The organism is Amorphus coralli DSM 19760, from assembly GCF_000374525.1.
In the GTDB taxonomy this organism is placed as follows: Bacteria; Pseudomonadota; Alphaproteobacteria; order Rhizobiales; family Amorphaceae; genus Amorphus; species Amorphus coralli.
The window spans coordinates 1-17418 of sequence record NZ_KB894575.1; the positions used below are offsets into that span (position 1 = coordinate 1).

The 17418-nt window shown below is 64.4% G+C and carries 15 protein-coding genes; 12 read left to right on the plus strand and 3 right to left on the minus strand.

Annotation, left to right across the window (positions count from 1 at the left end; all coding sequences use genetic code 11):
* The first annotated feature begins 523 nt into the window (after window positions 1-523).
* On the plus strand, window positions 524-904 hold the full coding sequence (locus C507_RS0115170) for a DoxX family protein (RefSeq protein ID WP_018700563.1): 381 nt from the start codon (window positions 524-526) through the stop codon (window positions 902-904).
* A 117-nt stretch (window positions 905-1021) separates the two neighbouring features.
* On the opposite strand, the gene C507_RS22865 is transcribed toward C507_RS0115170, so the two are convergent.
* Window positions 1022-2686 carry an AIPR family protein gene (locus C507_RS22865; protein WP_083923588.1) on the minus strand — a complete coding sequence of 555 codons (1665 nt, stop codon included), beginning with the start codon at window positions 2684-2686 and terminating at the stop codon, window positions 1022-1024.
* 542 nt (window positions 2687-3228) lie between these two features.
* Here C507_RS22865 and C507_RS0115180 point away from each other — a divergent pair.
* Window positions 3229-3723 carry a peptidase associated/transthyretin-like domain-containing protein gene (locus C507_RS0115180; RefSeq protein WP_018700565.1) on the plus strand — a complete coding sequence of 165 codons (495 nt, stop codon included), beginning with the start codon at window positions 3229-3231 and terminating at the stop codon, window positions 3721-3723.
* Window positions 3724-3743: 20 nt separating this feature from the next.
* Window positions 3744-4355 carry a ferric reductase-like transmembrane domain-containing protein gene (locus C507_RS0115185; protein ID WP_018700566.1) on the plus strand — a complete coding sequence of 204 codons (612 nt, stop codon included), beginning with the start codon at window positions 3744-3746 and terminating at the stop codon, window positions 4353-4355.
* Window positions 4356-4832: 477 nt separating this feature from the next.
* On the opposite strand, the gene C507_RS0115190 is transcribed toward C507_RS0115185, so the two are convergent.
* Complete coding sequence (locus C507_RS0115190; RefSeq protein WP_018700567.1) at window positions 4833-5243, minus strand: DUF3775 domain-containing protein; 411 nt, start codon at window positions 5241-5243, stop codon at window positions 4833-4835.
* Between the two features lie 312 nt (window positions 5244-5555).
* Between C507_RS0115190 and ffh the strand changes: the two genes are divergently transcribed.
* The 7 genes from ffh to C507_RS0115225 all read left to right on the plus strand — a co-directional run bounded on the left by ffh (window position 5556) and on the right by C507_RS0115225 (window position 12255).
* Complete coding sequence (gene ffh / locus C507_RS22495) at window positions 5556-7088, plus strand: signal recognition particle protein (RefSeq protein WP_018700568.1); 1533 nt, start codon at window positions 5556-5558, stop codon at window positions 7086-7088.
* A gap of 57 nt (window positions 7089-7145) precedes the next feature.
* Window positions 7146-7550 (plus strand): 30S ribosomal protein S16, encoded by a 405-nt coding sequence (rpsP, locus tag C507_RS0115200; protein WP_018700569.1) that lies wholly within the window; start codon window positions 7146-7148, stop codon window positions 7548-7550.
* Between the two features lie 27 nt (window positions 7551-7577).
* Window positions 7578-8231, plus strand: coding sequence for a ribosome maturation factor RimM (rimM, locus tag C507_RS21590; protein ID WP_083923590.1), 654 nt, complete (start codon window positions 7578-7580; stop codon window positions 8229-8231).
* Window positions 8228-8926: a tRNA (guanosine(37)-N1)-methyltransferase TrmD gene (gene trmD / locus C507_RS0115210; RefSeq protein ID WP_018700571.1), complete on the plus strand. Its 699-nt coding sequence runs from the start codon at window positions 8228-8230 to the stop codon at window positions 8924-8926. Before rimM ends, trmD begins: the two co-directional genes overlap by 4 nt.
* A gap of 173 nt (window positions 8927-9099) precedes the next feature.
* Window positions 9100-9531 (plus strand): Hsp20 family protein, encoded by a 432-nt coding sequence (locus C507_RS0115215; RefSeq protein ID WP_018700572.1) that lies wholly within the window; start codon window positions 9100-9102, stop codon window positions 9529-9531.
* A 281-nt stretch (window positions 9532-9812) separates the two neighbouring features.
* Window positions 9813-10088 (plus strand): BQ00720 family protein, encoded by a 276-nt coding sequence (locus tag C507_RS0115220; RefSeq protein WP_018700573.1) that lies wholly within the window; start codon window positions 9813-9815, stop codon window positions 10086-10088.
* A gap of 235 nt (window positions 10089-10323) precedes the next feature.
* Complete coding sequence (locus C507_RS0115225; protein ID WP_156829338.1) at window positions 10324-12255, plus strand: hypothetical protein; 1932 nt, start codon at window positions 10324-10326, stop codon at window positions 12253-12255.
* Between the two features lie 271 nt (window positions 12256-12526).
* Here C507_RS0115225 and C507_RS0115230 read toward each other — a convergent pair whose 3' ends face one another.
* A complete protein-coding gene (locus C507_RS0115230) occupies window positions 12527-14518 on the minus strand; it encodes a protein meaA (protein ID WP_018700575.1) in 1992 nt (663 codons plus the stop codon).
* A 221-nt stretch (window positions 14519-14739) separates the two neighbouring features.
* Between C507_RS0115230 and ccrA the strand changes: the two genes are divergently transcribed.
* Together ccrA and C507_RS0115240 are read left to right on the plus strand one after the other, a co-directional pair.
* Window positions 14740-16017 carry a crotonyl-CoA carboxylase/reductase gene (ccrA, locus tag C507_RS0115235; RefSeq protein ID WP_018700576.1) on the plus strand — a complete coding sequence of 426 codons (1278 nt, stop codon included), beginning with the start codon at window positions 14740-14742 and terminating at the stop codon, window positions 16015-16017.
* 206 nt (window positions 16018-16223) lie between these two features.
* The gene (locus C507_RS0115240; protein WP_018700577.1) at window positions 16224-17249 is read left to right on the plus strand and encodes an ABC transporter substrate-binding protein; all 1026 of its coding nucleotides are present in this window, start codon (window positions 16224-16226) and stop codon (window positions 17247-17249) included.
* Window positions 17250-17418: the final 169 nt, after the last annotated feature.

The following is a 17418-nucleotide window of genomic DNA, read 5'->3' on the forward strand; positions in this document are numbered from 1 at the left end:
CCACTTTTCCTGGCTTTGCTTTCTTTGGTCGCAAAGCCGGACGGAAAACCGGTGCCACTTTTCCTGGCTTTGCTTGGGCCGGCGCGCGGTCGCGCTGGTGAGTGCTGTCCGGGAAGGCCGGGAGTTGTGTCAGTCAGTGCCCGCCCCACCCTCCGCTCATTCCTGCGAAGGCGGGAATCCATGGGGCCTGTCGGCAGGCGCCCAACGGAATGATGGTTGCTCCAGGACCAACCTTCTGCGCCGCGCAGTCCAGCGAAGGCCGGATCCAGTTGCGGCGGAAAACGGGGCCGACTGGGCGAGAGGATGCCCGCCGCCACCGGCGACGGGTCTCGTCCCGCCGCGCCATCTACAGCCGACTCGGCACCTGCGTTCCGGCCTGCGCCGGAACGAGCCGAGATCGGAACGCCCGCGGAGACCCGGCACCCGCCGCGCTCGCCGCGCTTTCTGCATTCCGCACCGGCCGCGTCTTTGCTAACCCTTGGAGCCACAGAGCGTTTTCAACGGGTCGAAGGGGGACCGGGCCATGACATTTCCGAGCTGGATCGCACCGCGGGTGCTGAGCGTCACGCGGCTCGTCGCCGGGCTCCTGTTCCTGCAGCACGGCACCCAGAAGCTGATCGGCATCCCGGCCACCGACCACGCGCCGGCCTTCCTGTCGCTCTTCTGGGTGGGCGGCGTCATCGAGATCGTCACCGGCGTGCTGATCGCCATCGGCCTGTTCACGCGGCCCGCCGCCTTCGTCGCCTCCGGCATGATGGCGGTGGCCTACTGGATGGTCCACGCGCCGCGAGGCTTCTTCCCCGCCACCAACGGCGGGGACGCGGCGGTCCTGTTCTGCTTCCTGTTCCTGTACCTCGTCTTCGCCGGCCCAGGGCCGTGGAGCGCGGATCAGAGGAAGTTTTAGAGGGGAGTGGAGAAGGTCGCGAAGCGCCGCCAGCACAACCGAAGACGACGCATTATCGGAGATCGTGAGGTCTTCGTGCAATGCGGATACGGTTTCGTGTCCGCATTGCACACACCATTAAACTAACAAGAGACCGAACGCCGCTGCTTTCTCACGCTCAACATCTTTCTTGTGGCTTCTCATTAACTCCCCACGAAGCTCGGCGACCTTACTCGGACTTTTCAGATCTCCCTTATAGTCGAAGCCTTCCCCCAGAGATTTTACTTCATAATTCAAGTCGACAATAAGTGTCTTCAATACCTCAGTGACAGCATCGCAAAATTTCTCGTCCAATCCATCTTCAAAAACTTTCCTTGGACTTCGCATAAGGTCGCGCGATGCCTCATCCTCCTGAATGAGACTAAATACACAAGAAAGTATAAAAAATCGAGTTAGCCCGTACCTTGCCAGAGGCTTGTAATCTATCCTCTCAAGAGACGCCTCGACACGCTCCATTACCTTATGGAGCAATATTATTCTCCAAGCACTAACAGCCGGCCGAGCAAATATTTCGGCATACTTTTCATCAAAAAGCTTATAAATCTGATGACAAGAATAAGGCTCACCTAGATCACTTGCCAGGAGAAGGCGTCCGGCCTCTTCGTTCGTGATAACCTTGGCGCCTTCGCGCGCTTTTTCACCACGCTTGATCTCAAGATCGAACTCGCCACCTGACACCTCCTTCATCTCTTCCTTTAGACGAATCTGAACCTCATTGTTTGACTTCAAGTCTCTTGCTTTTATTGCATTTTGATTATTGCTATTTACCGTTATCTTACGTGCCAAGCCTGTGTTGTTTAGCTCAACTATTTTTACTAAAACTCTCAGATCGTCTGTCAAATGAGACGACGATTTTTTAAAAGTAGAAATACTCTGAGCGCCGTTGACAACCATATAATTATTAATCACCACCGTCTCGTTTATATATCGCGCGCTCGAACAGAGAATCGTTACGCCATTGTGATACAGGGGGAAATTTTTGTGTTCTCTCTTATCTTTTATACTTTCCTCGAGAGATTTGTTTACTTTTGTATTGCCTAGTGAAAGTCGAACATTCTGAGAGAATAGTGTTCCATCATCGATTCCTGACATTCCAACAAGCTCGGAAGCTTTTGCCGGGAAAATATAGCTTGTAGCTTCATCGCCCGTCTGAATCTTCATTGGATCTACATAACTTGCGTCCAAAGAAAACTCCCCCTCAACACCACCCTTAGCTTCAATATCAATAAACTCTGAACATATCCTATTACGGTCGTACGCGCGGATATTGCCTGCTTGATCCAGAAATTCTCTGCCATTTGCGTCAAGAGGTAGATTCGTGACAAAGCTACCGATGACCCCGTATCCTTTTTCAACCAGGTCGGCCACATGCTCACGCAAGAGAAGCTTTTTTAGCTCTTCATTTCCGCCACCCAACTGCAGAGCCTCCACTGAAGCTCGATCTTTAAACTGAGTCAGTGTTCCCGCAAGATCGCGGAGAGGGGCGTCGCCGACAGTTGCTTCTTTTTGTCGAATTTTACCTTGCAATATAACAATTTTTTCTTGGTCATGATCAACATAAACGCCGTCTATACCTCGATCATTAGGCCGATCGCAAATCGAATCGTCCGCAGATATTGAATCTAGGCGAAAGATATTTTCTAAGAACCAATTAAGAAAAGATACCGATTCACCACGCCCTTTGTCTGAATAAGAAGATAGAAGTATGGTGAGATTTCCGTATTGAAGATCTTCGGGTATCATGAGCTAAACCTCCCACTGAAATTGACGCAAGATGGCTTCGGCCGTCCATTAAAACCAATCCCTTATTCGGCCGACCCGCAAGAGAAATATTGCTTCCGCTGTTTGTTTCAGCAAGTGACTGCGCGCCGACCGACCCGGTTTCACGCGCTCAGTGATGGGTCAAGCGAACTTGTGTGATCGGACTTTAGGAGCGCGACGACCTGAAGCTGCGGGGTGTCGCCCTGGATTCCTGCCTTCGCAGGAATGAGCGGAGTGAGTGGTTCGTTCGGAGCGAACCAATCTCCGCCTGACCGGACTGCCCCCACCATAGCGCGACCACGCGCCGGCCGGTCAGGCCGCCCTCGCGGAGCGGTGAGCGCAGCGAACTCGCGCGAGCGGAATCCAAAATAGCCTCACGCGACTGTGAGTGTGCGCTGCCGCGCAAATGCCCACCTCCGTTGGTAATTGGCGGGGTGACGCCCTAGGTCGGTGTCAAAGGCGGTCGGGATCCGTCCGACGACGACCCGGCCCGTCCGACCGTGCGATCATCAGGAGGCCCCCTCATGAGTTCCAGCTTGATCGACCGCCGCGCGCTTCTCGCCGCCGGAGGCGCAGCCCTTGCCACCGGCGCTACCGGGCTGCTCGTTCCCGCCCGGGCCCGCGCCAGCGGCGTTGCGCCGACACCCTCCATGCGCGGCGGCTCCAACAACTACCGGCCCGGCGCGCCCATCGTGGAGCGCATCGGCGGCGGCGGGTTCTGGATGACCGGCACGGTGCGCCGCGTCGGCGACGGGGCGCCGCTGGCCGGCCAGCGCATCCAGGTCTGGGCCCACACCACCGAGGGCTACGAGCGCGACCCGGAAAGCCACGGCGCCACGCTGACCGACGAAAACGGCGTGTTCCGGCTGGAGATGCCGCAGATCGTGCCGGCCTTCGGCCAGGCGCACGGACACCTCGCCTATGACAGCGGCGACTTCCAGACGGTGTTCCTGCGCCCCGTGATGGCGAGCTCCAGCGACACCAGCCTCGAAGCCCACTTCGTGCTGCAGCCGGCCTGAGCCCCTTGACGCCACCGCGCATGCGCCCGGCCCGCGCGATCCTGATATGGGCCGTGGCGGGAGCGGCCGTCGCCGTGCCCCTGGCGCTCGCCGCCCTGAGCCCGCTCCTCGCCTGGCGGAGCCCGGTCTATATCGCGGCCGGGTTCGCAGGCATCGTCGCGCTGGGCCTGCTCTTATTCCAGCCGCTCGCGATCGGCGGGTTCCTGCCGGGACTTTCGCCCGCGCGGCGCCGGCGGCTGCACCGTTTTGTCGGCGTCGCCCTCGTCGCGGCGCTTGTCGTGCACGTGGCGGGGCTGTGGATCACCAGCCCGCCGGACGTGGTGGACGCGCTCCTGTTCCGCTCGCCGACGCCGTTCTCCGCCTGGGGTGTGATTGCCATGTGGGCGGTGTTTGCGAGCGCCGGGCTGGCCGCCCTGCGCCGCCCCCTGCGCATCCCGCCGCGCTGGTGGCGGGCCGGCCACCTGTCGCTGGCGGTGGTGATCGTCGCCGGCGTGGTGGCGCACGCGCTGCTGATCGAGGGGACGATGGAGAGCGTGTCGAAGATCGCGCTGTGCGGGTTGGTGGTCGCGGCGACGGTGAAGCTGCTCGTCGATCGGAGCAAGCGGAGGGTCACAGGAAGACGGGCGGAGTGATGGGCGGGCCGGACCCGCCGGGGTTCCCAGTTGAAAGCCTCCGGTCTGTGGCCCTGGATTCCCACCTTCGCGGGAATGAGCGGTGTTTGGATCGGGGTCTGGAGTAACCCATCATTCCGTTGGGAGGCGGCCGGCAGGCCCTATGGATCCCCGCTTTCGCGGGGATGAGCGGAGTAAATGCGAATGCTCCGGGCATCAGGATCCCGGTCGTGCCGGACTGCTCCCCCAAAGCGCGACTGCGGGCCGCCGAGCAAAGCCAGGCGAAGTGGGAACCGGTTCGCCGTCCGGCTTTGCGACTCAAAAAGACCAGGTCGCCCACCCGGAGCCGGTGCGCGAAGCGCACTCGGCGCGAGGGGCTAGAAAGCTTCTTTACTCCGCAATCGCGGACGGAAAACCGCAAGGGCACTTTTCCTGCGATTGGCTCGTTTAGCCGCAATCGCGGACGGAAAACCGCAAGGGCACTTTTCCTGCGATTGCTTATAATTCCAGCGCGTCGAGGCCGGCCTCGAGATAGTCGGCCAGAAGCGGCATCGCCATCAGGTAGGCGGAGGTCGGGCCTTCCGCCCGGTCCTGGGCCTCGCGGCGGGCCTGCTCGAACTCGGCGGCCTCGAAATCGTTGCGGCCGACCCAGGTGATCGCGACGAGATCGGCCGCCTCGTCGACGTTGAGGTCGTCGATGAGCTCCTTCAGCTCCTCCTCGGTGAGGTTGGATTCCTCCTCCTCCTCGAGGCCGTCATGGGCGTGGCTGCGCTCCAGCGTCTCCGGATCGAACTCGGTGTCGTGCTCGCCGCCGTCCTCGAAGGTGTCGGTGAGTTCGGCGGAGACCGTGCGCGCCTTGTCGATCACCAGACGGATGGTTTCGGGAGAGATCGACAGGTCGACGGCCATGACGGGTCCTTTCTGCAAGCGAGTCTGTCAGCGCGGCATCCGGCCTGCGACTGATTGCAGGCACGCCCGCCCCTGACAAGACGGACCCTGTCATCCTATCTCAGGAGGCCGGCCATCGCGCGGGGAATGTTGACGCTGCGCGGCGGACGGACTAGGAAGCGGGGTCCACCGATCCTGAGCGATCACCGAGACCCGCCGACCGGGACTGAGATCCCGGAGGCCACCACCCGCCAGCGATGTTCGCCCGCGGGTGCGTTTTGCGTTGGTCTGGATGATGGCCGGGAGGTCCGGCGGCGAGGAGTGCGAGAAGCGATGTTCGACAGTCTGAGTGACCGCCTGAGCGGCATATTCGACAAGCTGACCCGGCGCGGCGCGCTGTCGGCCGACGACGTCGACGCCGCGCTGCGCGAGATCCGCCGCGCGCTCCTGGAAGCCGACGTGGCGCTGGAAGTGGTGCGCCCCTTCGTGGAGCGCATCCGCGAAAAGGCGGTGGGCGCGGAAATCGTCCGCTCGGTCACGCCGGGCCAGATGGTGGTCAAGATCGTCCACGACGAGCTGGTCGCCACGCTGGGCGAAGAGGCCGTGCCGATCGACCTGAACGCGCCGCCGCCGGTGGCGATCATGATGGTCGGCCTGCAGGGCTCGGGCAAGACGACCACCACTGCCAAGATCGCCAAGCGCCTCGCCACCCGCGACAAGCGCAAGGTGCTGATGGCCTCGCTTGACACGCGCCGCCCCGCCGCGATGGAGCAGCTCAAGGTGCTCGGCGAGGAAAACGGCATCGAGACGCTGAAGATCGTGCCGGGCCAGACGCCGCCGCAGATCGCCGAGCGCGCGCTGACCGCCGCCCGGCTCGGCGGCTTCGACATCGTGCTCCTGGACACCGCCGGCCGGCTGCACGTCGACGAGGCGCTGATGCACGAGATGGCGGAGGTCAAGCGGATCTCCGACCCGCACGAGATCCTGCTGGTGGCGGATGCGCTCACCGGCCAGGACGCGGTGAAGGTGGCGCGCTCCTTCGACGAGCGCGTGGGCGTCTCCGGCATCGTGCTGACCCGTGTCGACGGCGACGGGCGTGGCGGTGCGGCGCTCTCCATGCGCGCCGTCACCGGCAAGCCGATCAAGCTCATCGGCGTCGGCGAGCGTGCCGACCAGCTGGAGGACTTCCACCCCAAGCGCATCGCCGACCGCATTCTCGGCATGGGCGACATCGTTTCCCTGGTGGAAAAGGCCGCGGCCAACATCGACCAGGAACAGGCCGAGGCGATGGCCAAGAAGCTGCAGAAGGGCGGCTTCGACCTGGAAGACCTCAAGGGCCAGCTGCAGCAGATGGAAAAGCTCGGCGGGCTGGGCGGGCTGATGGGCATGATGCCCGGCATCGGCAAGGCCAAGAAGCAGATGGAAGCCTCCGGCATCAACGACAAGATCATCGGCCGGCAGGTGGCGATCATCAACTCGATGACGCCGAAGGAGCGGCGCAAGCCGGAGCTCCTCAAGGCCAGCCGCAAGAAGCGCATCGCCGCCGGCTCCGGCACCCGCGTGGAGGAGGTCAACAAGCTCCTCAAGATGCACCGCCAGATGGCCGACATGATGAAGACCGTCGGCAAGAAGAAGGGCCTTTTCTCCGGCCTGATGGGCGGCGGTGGCGGCGGCGGCATGCCGCAGATGGATCCGGCGGAGCTGGAAAAGCTCGCCAAGCAGGGCGGCCTGCCCGGTGGCGGCGGGATGCCCCCCGGACTGCCGCCGATGCCCGGCGGCTTCCCCGGCGCTCCCGGCGGCCTTCCCGGACTGCCGGGCATGCCCGGCGCCGGCGGCGGCCAGAAGTTCAAGTTCAAGAAGCGCTGAGACGCGGCGCTTCTCCCTCAACCCGAACACGTCAAGATCAACAAAAGGACTGATCCCATGTCTCTCAAGATCCGCCTCACCCGCGGCGGCGCCAAGAAGCGCCCCTACTACCGCGTCGTCATCGCCGACGCCCGCGCGCCGCGCGACGGCCGCTTCATCGAGAAGGTCGGCACCTTCAACCCGCTGCTCCCGAAGGACAGCCCGGAGCGCTTCACCCTGGTGGAAGAGCGCGTGAAGCACTGGCTCGACGCCGGCGCCCAGCCGACCGACCGCGTGCTGCGCCTGCTCGACGCCGCCGGCATCAAGTCGCGCCCGGCGCGCAACAACCCGAACAAGGCGCAGCCGGGCAAGAAGGCCCAGGAGCGCGCCGAGGCCCGCAAGCAGGCCGAGGCCGATGCGGCCGAAGCCGCGGCCGCTCCCGCCGAGGAGGCTCCGGCCACGGAAGAGGCGGCGGCCGAGTAATCGGCCCCCGCTCCGGGCGTTGCCGCCATGGCGGACCGGCCCAGGGACAGACGAACCGGGCGGCGGCCGGCGAAGACCGGCCCCGCAGCGACCCCCGCGGACTATGTGGCGCTCGCCGAGATCGGCGCGGCCCACGGCGTGCGCGGGGCCGCGCGTCTGCGCGTCTTCGCCGAGGAGGCGGAGACGCTGACGGACTGCGGCCCGCTGGCGCTTTCCGACGGGCGCACCATCGAGATCACCCGGCTGGAGACGTCCGGCGGCAAGCTGATCGCCTGGTTTTCCGGCATCCCGGACCGCACGGCGGTGGAGACGCTGAGGGGCGAGACGCTCTGGCTGCCCCGCGCCCGGCTGCCCGAGATCGATGAAGACGACACCTTCTACCATGTCGACCTGATGGGCCTCGCCGTCGTCGACGCCGCAGGAACGGTGCTCGGTACGGTGAAATCCGTCCAGGATTTCGGTGCCGGCGACCTGATCGAGGTGGCCCGCCCGGACGGACCCAGCGTCTACCTGCCGTTCACCCGCGCCTGCGTGCCCGAGGTGGACATTGCCGGCGGCCGGCTGGTGGCGACGCTTCCGGACAATCTGTTCGACGATGCCTCCCCCGAGCCGGGCGAGGCGGAGGACGGGCCGGACGACGAGGCGCCCGACCAGGACACACCGCCGGAGGGGCGGCCGTGAGCTTCCGGGCCACCGTCCTCACCCTGTTTCCCGACATGTTTCCCGGCCCGCTCGGCTTTTCGCTGGCCGGACGCGCGCTCGGTGAGGGCGGCTGGTCGCTCGACACCGTCGACATCCGCGACCATGCCAGCGATCGGCACCGCTCGGTCGATGACACGCCGGCGGGCGGCGGTCCCGGCATGGTCATGCGCGCCGACGTGCTGGCCCGGGCCATCGACGCCGCAAGCCCGGAGGGCGACGCCCGGCCGCGCCTGCTGATGAGCCCGCGCGGCAAGCCGCTGACCCAGGCCGACGTGAAGCGCTTCGCCGCCGGACCGGGGCTGACGATCCTCTGCGGCCGCTTCGAGGGCGTCGACGAGCGCCTGATCGAGGCGCGCGGCCTCGTCGAGGTCTCCGTCGGCGACTACGTGCTCTCCGGCGGCGAGGTGGCGGCAATGACGCTGCTGGACGCCGTGGTCCGGCTTCTGCCGGGCGTCATGGGGGCGGCCGAGTCCGCCAGCGAGGAAAGCTTCGAGGGCGGGCTGCTGGAATATCCCCAGTACACCCGGCCAGCCGAATGGGAGGGGCGGACGATCCCGCCGGTTCTCACCTCCGGCGATCACGGCAAGGTGGCGGCCTGGCGCCGCGCCCAGGCGGAAGCGCTCACCCGGGCGCGCCGGCCGGACCTCCTGGCGCGCGACGACGGCACCGACTGAGGCGGCCCCCTGCGCGCCGCCCGCGCGCGCGGCTCCCGGGTCCCAGCGCCGGGGCCGGCTGCTTGAACGCGTCCGGACTTTCCCCATATTTCCAGTCGGGCAAGACGCCCCGGCATGCCGGATGCCAGTTCGGGTCCGGCCGCCGCACGGTCGCTTTGAACAAGGACTGCGCAATGTCACGTCTGACGACGTTTTCGAGCCCGTTCCTGCTCGGGTTCGACGATATCGAGCGGGTGCTCGACCGGGTGTCGAAGGCCGCCAACGACGGCTATCCGCCCTACAACATCGAACGGTTGTCCGCCGATCCGGGCCGCGGCGACGTCCTGAGGATCACGCTGGCGGTGGCGGGGTTCACCCGCGACCAGCTCGAAATCACGCTGGAGGAAAGCCAGCTGGTGATCCGCGGCCGGCAGAGCGAGGACGACAGCGGCCGCCAGTTCCTGCATCGCGGTATTGCGGCGCGGCAGTTCCAGCGGACCTTCGTGCTCGCCGAGGGCATCGAGATCAAGACGGCAGAGCTGAAGGACGGGCTTCTGTCCATCGACCTGGTACGGCCCGAGCCGGAACGCATCGTCCGCAAGATCGACATCACCGCCCGCGACTAGAGCGCAGCACCGCCCAAGCGTCGCGCCCGTTCGGCTCACCGGATCGGGGCGCGGCCACGCTGCCCGACCCTTCCACGCCAGCGGCCCGAGGAAGGCGGCATGGGCGGACAGACCTCGGCCGGCCCAAACGCCCTCTGGGACGTCGGGCCGAGCCAGACGGCTCCCGCACGATCCGGCCAGCACGGCCGGACGCAACGGAGAAGAGGCCCGCCGGAAACGGGGGCATCGCCGAACCGGTCCCGAAGGACGGTCGGCGTGGACAGGTAGAGGAGTACAGGATCATGAACCATCGGTTCGACCGCACCGGCAGCAACGAGACGCCGGCCATCACCCCGGAAGCCCTCGCCCAGCTCGGCGGCGGGCAGATCGCCTACATGAAGCCGATGACGGGCCAGGAGGTGCAGAGCCTCTTCCCCGACGCGCCGCAGCTTTCCCCCGACCACAAGCTCTGGGCGCTGCTTTCGGCCGACGGCACGCCGATCATGGTGGCGGATTCCCGCGAGGCGGTCATCGCCAACGCGCACCAGAACCAGTTGCACATGGCGACGGTGCACTGAGCCACGACGCGGCCCGCTGACGGGTCGCAGCGCCCTCAGACGACGGGGCGACCCGGCACAAGCCTATCGAATGAACGCCGCCGAGGCCCAGCTTCGGCGGCGTTTTCGTGTCCAGCGCCCCCTTTTTTAGGGCGTTTCAGGCAGCGCAAAGGAACGAAGCGGGTCCGCCCCCTGATATTCCCTTATTGCGTGTTCTGTGCAAAAATGCTCTCAATAATTGCATTGGAGCAGTATGATGGGCCCGACTAGCATTCTTGTCTTCTCTCTCGCTGCGGCACTGGGCTTCGCAATATTCCACTACATCTGGGAGCCAGAGCACCCCGACAAATACTATGAGTGGTTCGAAAAGCCGAAAATCACCTATATATGCCTTGGAATATTTGCACTTCTACTTTCGAGTATCGCCGTATACTCACTAGACCTACATCCATCAATTGGAACACACGTCTGGTTTGTATTTGTATTAGTCAACTCGTCGATAGGCTATTCGGCAGTTCTCGGAATTCTGTTCGGCCTGCTGTTTGGCTTTGGGAGTTTCATGATCATGTCTCCAGACCAACTGGAGACCGAGAGCGCGCGACTGGTTCACAATCGATGGGGCTATGCGCTCGCGCTAATCATCTTCATGGCAATTGTCGGCCCAGGGCTCAAAGGGCTGCTGGAGAGGATCACCGAAATCCGGTCTGCACCGCTGCAACTTTCTCTCGCACAACCACGGGCCAATGCGACGCCCGATGCCTCAATTGTCCAAGGCACCTTTCGAGGCGAACGCAAACAACCTTCTCCTCTCACTCTTTCCGACTACTACACATGTTCAGCCATCCCATACTTAAAGAACAACATAGCCTCCGATAATGAATACATTTTCATACTGAAAGGAGAGCCAATAACTGAGAATAGCGTCAGCGCAATCAAGCAGTTCAACCGGCGAAACTCGTTTGTACAATGCCTTTCTTCGATCATCGAGGAGACCGATGATCCGAAACTCTTGCATGATTTCTACGGCGTTTTCCTGCACCAGGCACGAAGCAGATACAGCGGCAACTTCTTGTCGCTGTTGAAGCGGCTAGATGCACCGCCATTCAACTGGATCGAACTCGCCAATATTCCAAATCCGAAGCTCCTTCTCTACGGAATCCGGGCCAGGCAAGAATATAACTTCGGCCTCCTGGATCATCTTCTTGGAAGACGGATTCAGCCTTGCGAGTGGAATTTCGATCTTTGGCGCCATGACAACAACGGCAACACCCTATCCAGTCTTTATGAGGAACTGCTCGTCAGCTTTGCGTTGGGCAGCGCCGGGGCCAATGAAGCTGCGATCAGGCACCTAGCAGATTGGATCAAGGCCAATAGCGAACGCCAACAAAAGGATACCGACGACATCACCGCCGAATGGGCCATTATCCGAGCCATGCAATATCTCCAGCTTGCGCTCTCGCAACAAGGTATGGAGACAGCACGTCAGGAATTGCTCAGGGCGCTCCTCGGACGGATGGAAGCGGCCTTTGCCCAGGCGCCAGTGGATGTCTCGGGGGAGGTTCTTGCAAACCGTTCGGAATGGACAAAATCATCCATCTGCAGTGCATTCCGCAAACGCTATCCGAAAACCGATGAGTGGGTCCGATTTCGTAGCGACTTCCACAAGACTGCCGTCGAAAACGCCCTCTTTCAGGAGAAGGACAACTATGAGCAGCTTGACCACTCCAAATCGATTGCTTTACTCGCAGTTAGCTACCTAAGCTTTTCGTATTTATACGTGGAAAGCGCCTACATTTCCGGCAACGTTTCACTTCCCACAATCGAGCTAGCGCGGCGAAACGCGCTCGTCCAAGAATGTGTTTTCACGCAGGGAATGAAGAATCCGAAGGACGCGTATGTCCTGATTGCGAAGCACAACGAACTTTACGGACGCGTCATTCTTTCCGCGACTGACGTCTGGAAGAAAAAGTTGTTCGTGCTCGGCATTCGGTCCGACCAGATCAATCGGGAAGCATTCCGGCACCTAATTCTCGCTCAGTCCTACCTAGACAAGGCCGGCATAACCGCAACCCGCTCCGATACAGATTCCTGGCATGAAACCATCGAAGATGGCGAAGACGGTAACAGGGCGCGGCGCCGGAGGATCGACGCGCTGGTTGGTCAACTCAGCCGGTCAATCACCGACTAACTTCCTGTCCAGCGATGGCGCCCAAATGGCTATCCTAGGCAAACAAGAGAGCCGGGACCCTGGGGCCCCGGCTCGATAGCCTGTCAGTATTCCGGTTCTCACGGAATGACGGCAGACGCCACCGCAACCCCGATGGGGACGAGCACCGCCGCACAGACCAGGGCAAACATAAGATGCCGCATAGGGCTTCTCCCGCTCTAAACTGAAGCCAGACAACCCCTATATCGTGCATTCGTACAATAATTGCAACCATTGCGAGTCTGGCTGTCGCTCAAGCCGCCTCGGTCTCGCCCGCCGCGACGATGGTCACGATCTGGCGCATGATCTCCGACAGCTGGAAATCCTTGGGCGTGTAGACGGCGGCGACGCCGCGGGCCTTCAGGGTTTCGGCATCCTCCGCCGGGATGATGCCGCCGACCACGACGGGCACGTCGTCGAGCCCGGCGCGGTGCATCCGCTGCATGACCTCGCTGACCAGCGCCACGTGCGAGCCCGACAGCACCGACAGGCCGACCACGTGGACGCCCTCCTCCAGCGCCGCGTTGACGATCTCCGCCGGCGTCAGCCGGATGCCCTCGTAGACCACCTCCATGCCACAGTCGCGGGCGCGCATGGCGATCTGCTCAGCACCGTTGGAATGGCCGTCGAGCCCCGGCTTGCCGACCAGAAATTTCAGCCGCCGCCCGAGCCGCTCCGAGACGGCGTCCACCTCGGCGCGGATCGCCGCCAGTTCGTCGCTGGATGAGCGCATCGCCTGGCCGACACCGGTGGGCGCGCGGAACTCGCCAAAGATGCGGCGCAGCGTGGCGCCCCATTCGCCGGTGGTGACGCCCGCCCTGGCGCAGGCGATGGACGGCTCCATGACGTTGCGGCCCTCGCGCGCTGCCGCCTCCAGATCGGCCAGCGCGGCTTGCGCGGCCGTCTCGTCGCGTCCCGCGCGCCAGGCATCCAGGCGCTCGATCGCCTCCGCCTCGACGGTTTCCGGCACCGTCATCACCGCGCCGACGCCGGTGGCCAGCGGAGACGGCTCGCCCTCGGTGTAGGCGTTGACGCCGACGACCACCTGCTCGCCGGTCTCGATGCGGGCGAGCCGGCGGGCGTTCGCCTCGACAAGCTGCTGCTTCATGTAGCTGGACTCGATGGCCGCGACGGCGCCGCCCATGGCGTCGATGCGGGCGAGCTCGGCGCGCGCGGCCTCCTTCAGCTCGTCCACGCGAGCCTCCACGACGGTGGAGCCGTCGAACAGGTCGCCATATTCCAGAAGGTCGGTCTCGTAGGCGAGGATCTGCTGGGCGCGCAGGCTCCATTGCTGGTCGAAGGGCCGCGGCAGGCCGAGCGCCTCGTTCCAGGCCGGAAGCTGCACGGCGCGGGCCCGCGCCGTCTTCGACAGGGTGACGGCCAGCATCTCGATGAGGATGCGGTAGACGTTGTTTTCCGGCTGGCTTTCCGTCAGGCCGAGCGAGTTCACCTGCACGCCGTAGCGGAAGCGGCGGAATTTCGGGTCCTCGACGCCGTAGCGGTCGGCGCAGATCTCGTCCCACAGCTCCACGAACGCCCGCATCTTGCAGAGCTCGGTGACGAAGCGCAGGCCGGCGTTGACGAAGAAGGAGATGCGGCCGACGGCCTGCGGGAACTCGGCCTCGGGAATGGCGCCGGACGCCTTCGCCGCGTCGAGGACGGCGATGGCGGTCGCAAGCGCGAAGGCGAGCTCCTGGGTCGGCGTCGCGCCGGCCTCCTGCAGATGGTAGGAGCAGACGTTGATCGGGTTGAACTTCGGCGCCTCGCGGCCCGTCCAGGCGATGACGTCGGTGATCAGCCGGAGCGACGGCGCCGGCGGGAACACGTAGGTGCCCCGCGACAGATATTCCTTGATGATGTCGTTCTGGGTGGTGCCGGTGAGGCTTTGCCGCGGCGCGCCGGTCTCGTCGGCGACCGCCACGTAGAGCGCCAGCAGCCAGGCGGCCGTGGCGTTGATGGTCATCGACGTGTTCATACGGTCGAGCGGAATCTGGTCGAACAGCGCCCGCATGTCGCCGATGTGCGCGATGGAGACGCCCACCTTGCCGACCTCGCCCTTCGCCAGCGCGTGGTCGGGGTCGTAGCCGGTCTGGGTGGGGAGATCGAAGGCGACGGAGAGCCCGGTCTGCCCCTTCGCGAGGTTGGAGCGGTACAGCGCGTTGGACGCCGCGGCCGAGGAATGACCCGCGTAGGTGCGGAAGATCCAGGGCTTGTCGCGCGCAGGCGCCTTGCTCTCGTCGGTCATGGCTCTCGCCTCCCCTTTCACGACATTGGCACAATGCCAACGTGCATCGCGGCGCGTCCAGCATCATTCGCCGACCGGCCGCCCTCCTCCCGGCTTCCGCTCTCCGCGATTGGCGAACGATCCGCAACGTGCCAGCATCGAAAGCGACGTCGGGACCGCTGGACAGGAGCGGATATTGCACTGCAATATGCCCGAAACGCCGTCGACAGGGGAGGAAAACAATGTCGATTGCCGAGTCCCGACCCGAGAAGGACCTCTACGAGATCGGCGAGATCCCACCGCTCGGCCACGTGCCGGAGAAGATGTACGCCTGGGCGATCCGCCGCGAGCGCCACGGGCCGCCGGACGAGGCCATGCAGGTGGAGGTCCTCCCGACCTGGGAGATCGACAGCCACGAGGTGCTGGTCCTCGTGATGGCGGCGGGGGTGAACTACAACGGCATCTGGGCGGCGCTCGGCGAGCCCATCTCTCCCTTCGACGGCCACAAGCAGCCCTATCACATCGCCGGATCCGACGCGTCGGGCATCGTCTGGGCGGTGGGCTCCAAGGTCACCCGCTGGAAGGTGGGCGACGAGGTGGTGGTTCACTGCAACCAGGATGACGGCGACGACGAGGAGTGCAACGGCGGCGACCCGATGTTCTCCTCCTCCCAGCGCATCTGGGGATACGAGACGCCGGACGGCGGCTTTGCCCAGTTCGCCCGGGTGCAGGCGCGCCAGCTGATGCCCCGCCCGCAGCACCTGACCTGGGAGGAGTCGGCCTGTTACACGCTGACCCTCGCCACCGCCTACCGGATGCTCTACGGCCACCCGCCGCACACCCTGAAGCCCGGCGACAACGTGCTGGTGTGGGGCGCCTCGGGCGGGCTGGGCGTGTTCGGCATCCAGATCTGCGCGGCAGCCGGCGCCAACGCCATCGGCGTGATCTCCGACGAGACCAAGCGCGACTTCGTGCTGAGCCTGGGCGCGCGCGGCGTCATCAACCGCAAGGACTTCGATTGCTGGGGCCAGCTGCCCAAGGTCGGCAGCCCGGAATATGACGCCTGGGGCAAGGAAGGCCGCCGCTTCGGCAAGGCGATCTGGGACATAACCGGCAAGGGCAAGAATGTCGACATCGTCTTCGAGCACCCCGGCGAGGCGACGTTTCCGATCTCCACCTTCGTGGTGCGCCGCGGCGGCATGGTGGTATTCTGCGCGGGTACGACCGGCTTTAACCTGACCATGGACGCCCGCTACGTCTGGATGCACCAGAAGCGCGTGCAGGGCTCGCACTTCGCCCACCTGAAGCAGGCGAGCGAGGCCAACCGGTTCGTCCTCGACCAGCGCATCGACCCGTGCATGAGCGAGGTCTTCCCCTGGGCGCAGATCCCGCGCGCCCACACCAAGATGTGGAACAACCAGCATGCTCCCGGAAACATGGCGGTGCTGGTGTCGGCCCCGACCACCGGACTGAGGACGTTCGACGACATCCTGGAAGCGAGCGGCCAGGCCGCGGCCTGATCACCGCGCCGGCGACCGGACGGCTCCCGCACCGCCACGCTGCGGTGCGGGACAGCACGCGCTTGCGTTGCCGAAGCGCTTGACTAGGCTTGTCGCCAAGACAGTCAGTCGAGACACGGGCAGCGCGCAGGCACGGCCCGACCCCGCATCCGGCCCGAGGGGGCCAGCCTTCACCCTTTTGCAGACGCACCGTGAGGACCCGGACGATGCCCGCTTCCCGCTCCGCCCGCCTTGTCGCCCTCGCCGCCGCAGCCTTCGCGGCCTCGACGCTTGCCGGCACCGCCGCCCGGGCGGCCGACGACAGCTGCGACATCGATCGGCCGGTCATGTTCGCCGGCCTGGACTACCAGTCCGCCGCCTTCCACACCGCGCTCGCCAAGTTCATCGTCAAGACCGGCTACGGCTGCGAGGTGGACGACCTGCCGGGCTCCACCATCCCGCTGATCAACGGCGTGGCGCGCGGCGACGTCGACGTGATCATGGAGATCTGGACGGCCAACCCGGCCCAGGCGTGGGTCGATGCGGAAAAGGCGGGCACGGTCGTGGCGCTCGGCACCACCTTCCCTGACGCCGTGGAAGGCTGGTTCGTGCCCACTTACCTGGTGGAAGGCGCGGAAGCGCCGGCGCCGACGCTGAAGAAGGCGGAGGACCTGCCGCAGTTCGCGCCGCTGTTCACCGACCCGGAGGAGCCGAGCAAGGGCCGCTTCTACAACTGCCCGGCCGGCTGGCAGTGCGAGGTGGTGAATTCCAAGAAGCTCGTCGCCTACGGGCTGGAGGACTCCTACACCAACTTCCGGCCCGGCACCGGCGCCTCGCTGCAGGCCGCGGTCGATTCCGCTTACCTGCGCAAGAAGCCGATCCTGTTCTACTACTGGGCGCCGACGGCGCTGATGGGCAAGCACGAGTTCGTGCAGCTGGAGGAGCCGGCCTTCAACCGCGAGATCTGGGACGCGATGATGGCGGCCGAGGTGCCGGATGCCGCCACCGCCTATCCGGTCAGCAAGGTGATCATCGGCGCCAACAAGGCGTTCTCCGAAAGCGCGCCGAACCTGACGGCCTTCTTCAACGCCTACTCGACGACCAGCGCGCTGACCAGCAAGGCGCTGGCCGACATGGAAGACAATGGCGGCGACGCGGACGTGGCGGCGCAGACCTTCCTCAAGGCCAACGAAGACGTGTGGACCAAATGGGTTCCGGCGTCCGTGGCGGAGAAGGTGAAGGCGGCGCTCTAGCCTAAAACGTCAATTTTTCCAAGATCTTGAACCAGTGTCCGGCGGCCGCCCGCCCGGATCGCGTGGATCGGTGAGCGGGGCCGCTCGGGGTGGGCGGACGGCTGTGTGGCCTGCCCCATTTCGGCCACACGGGTTCACAAACGGGCCCGACCCTCTATACTGAGCTATG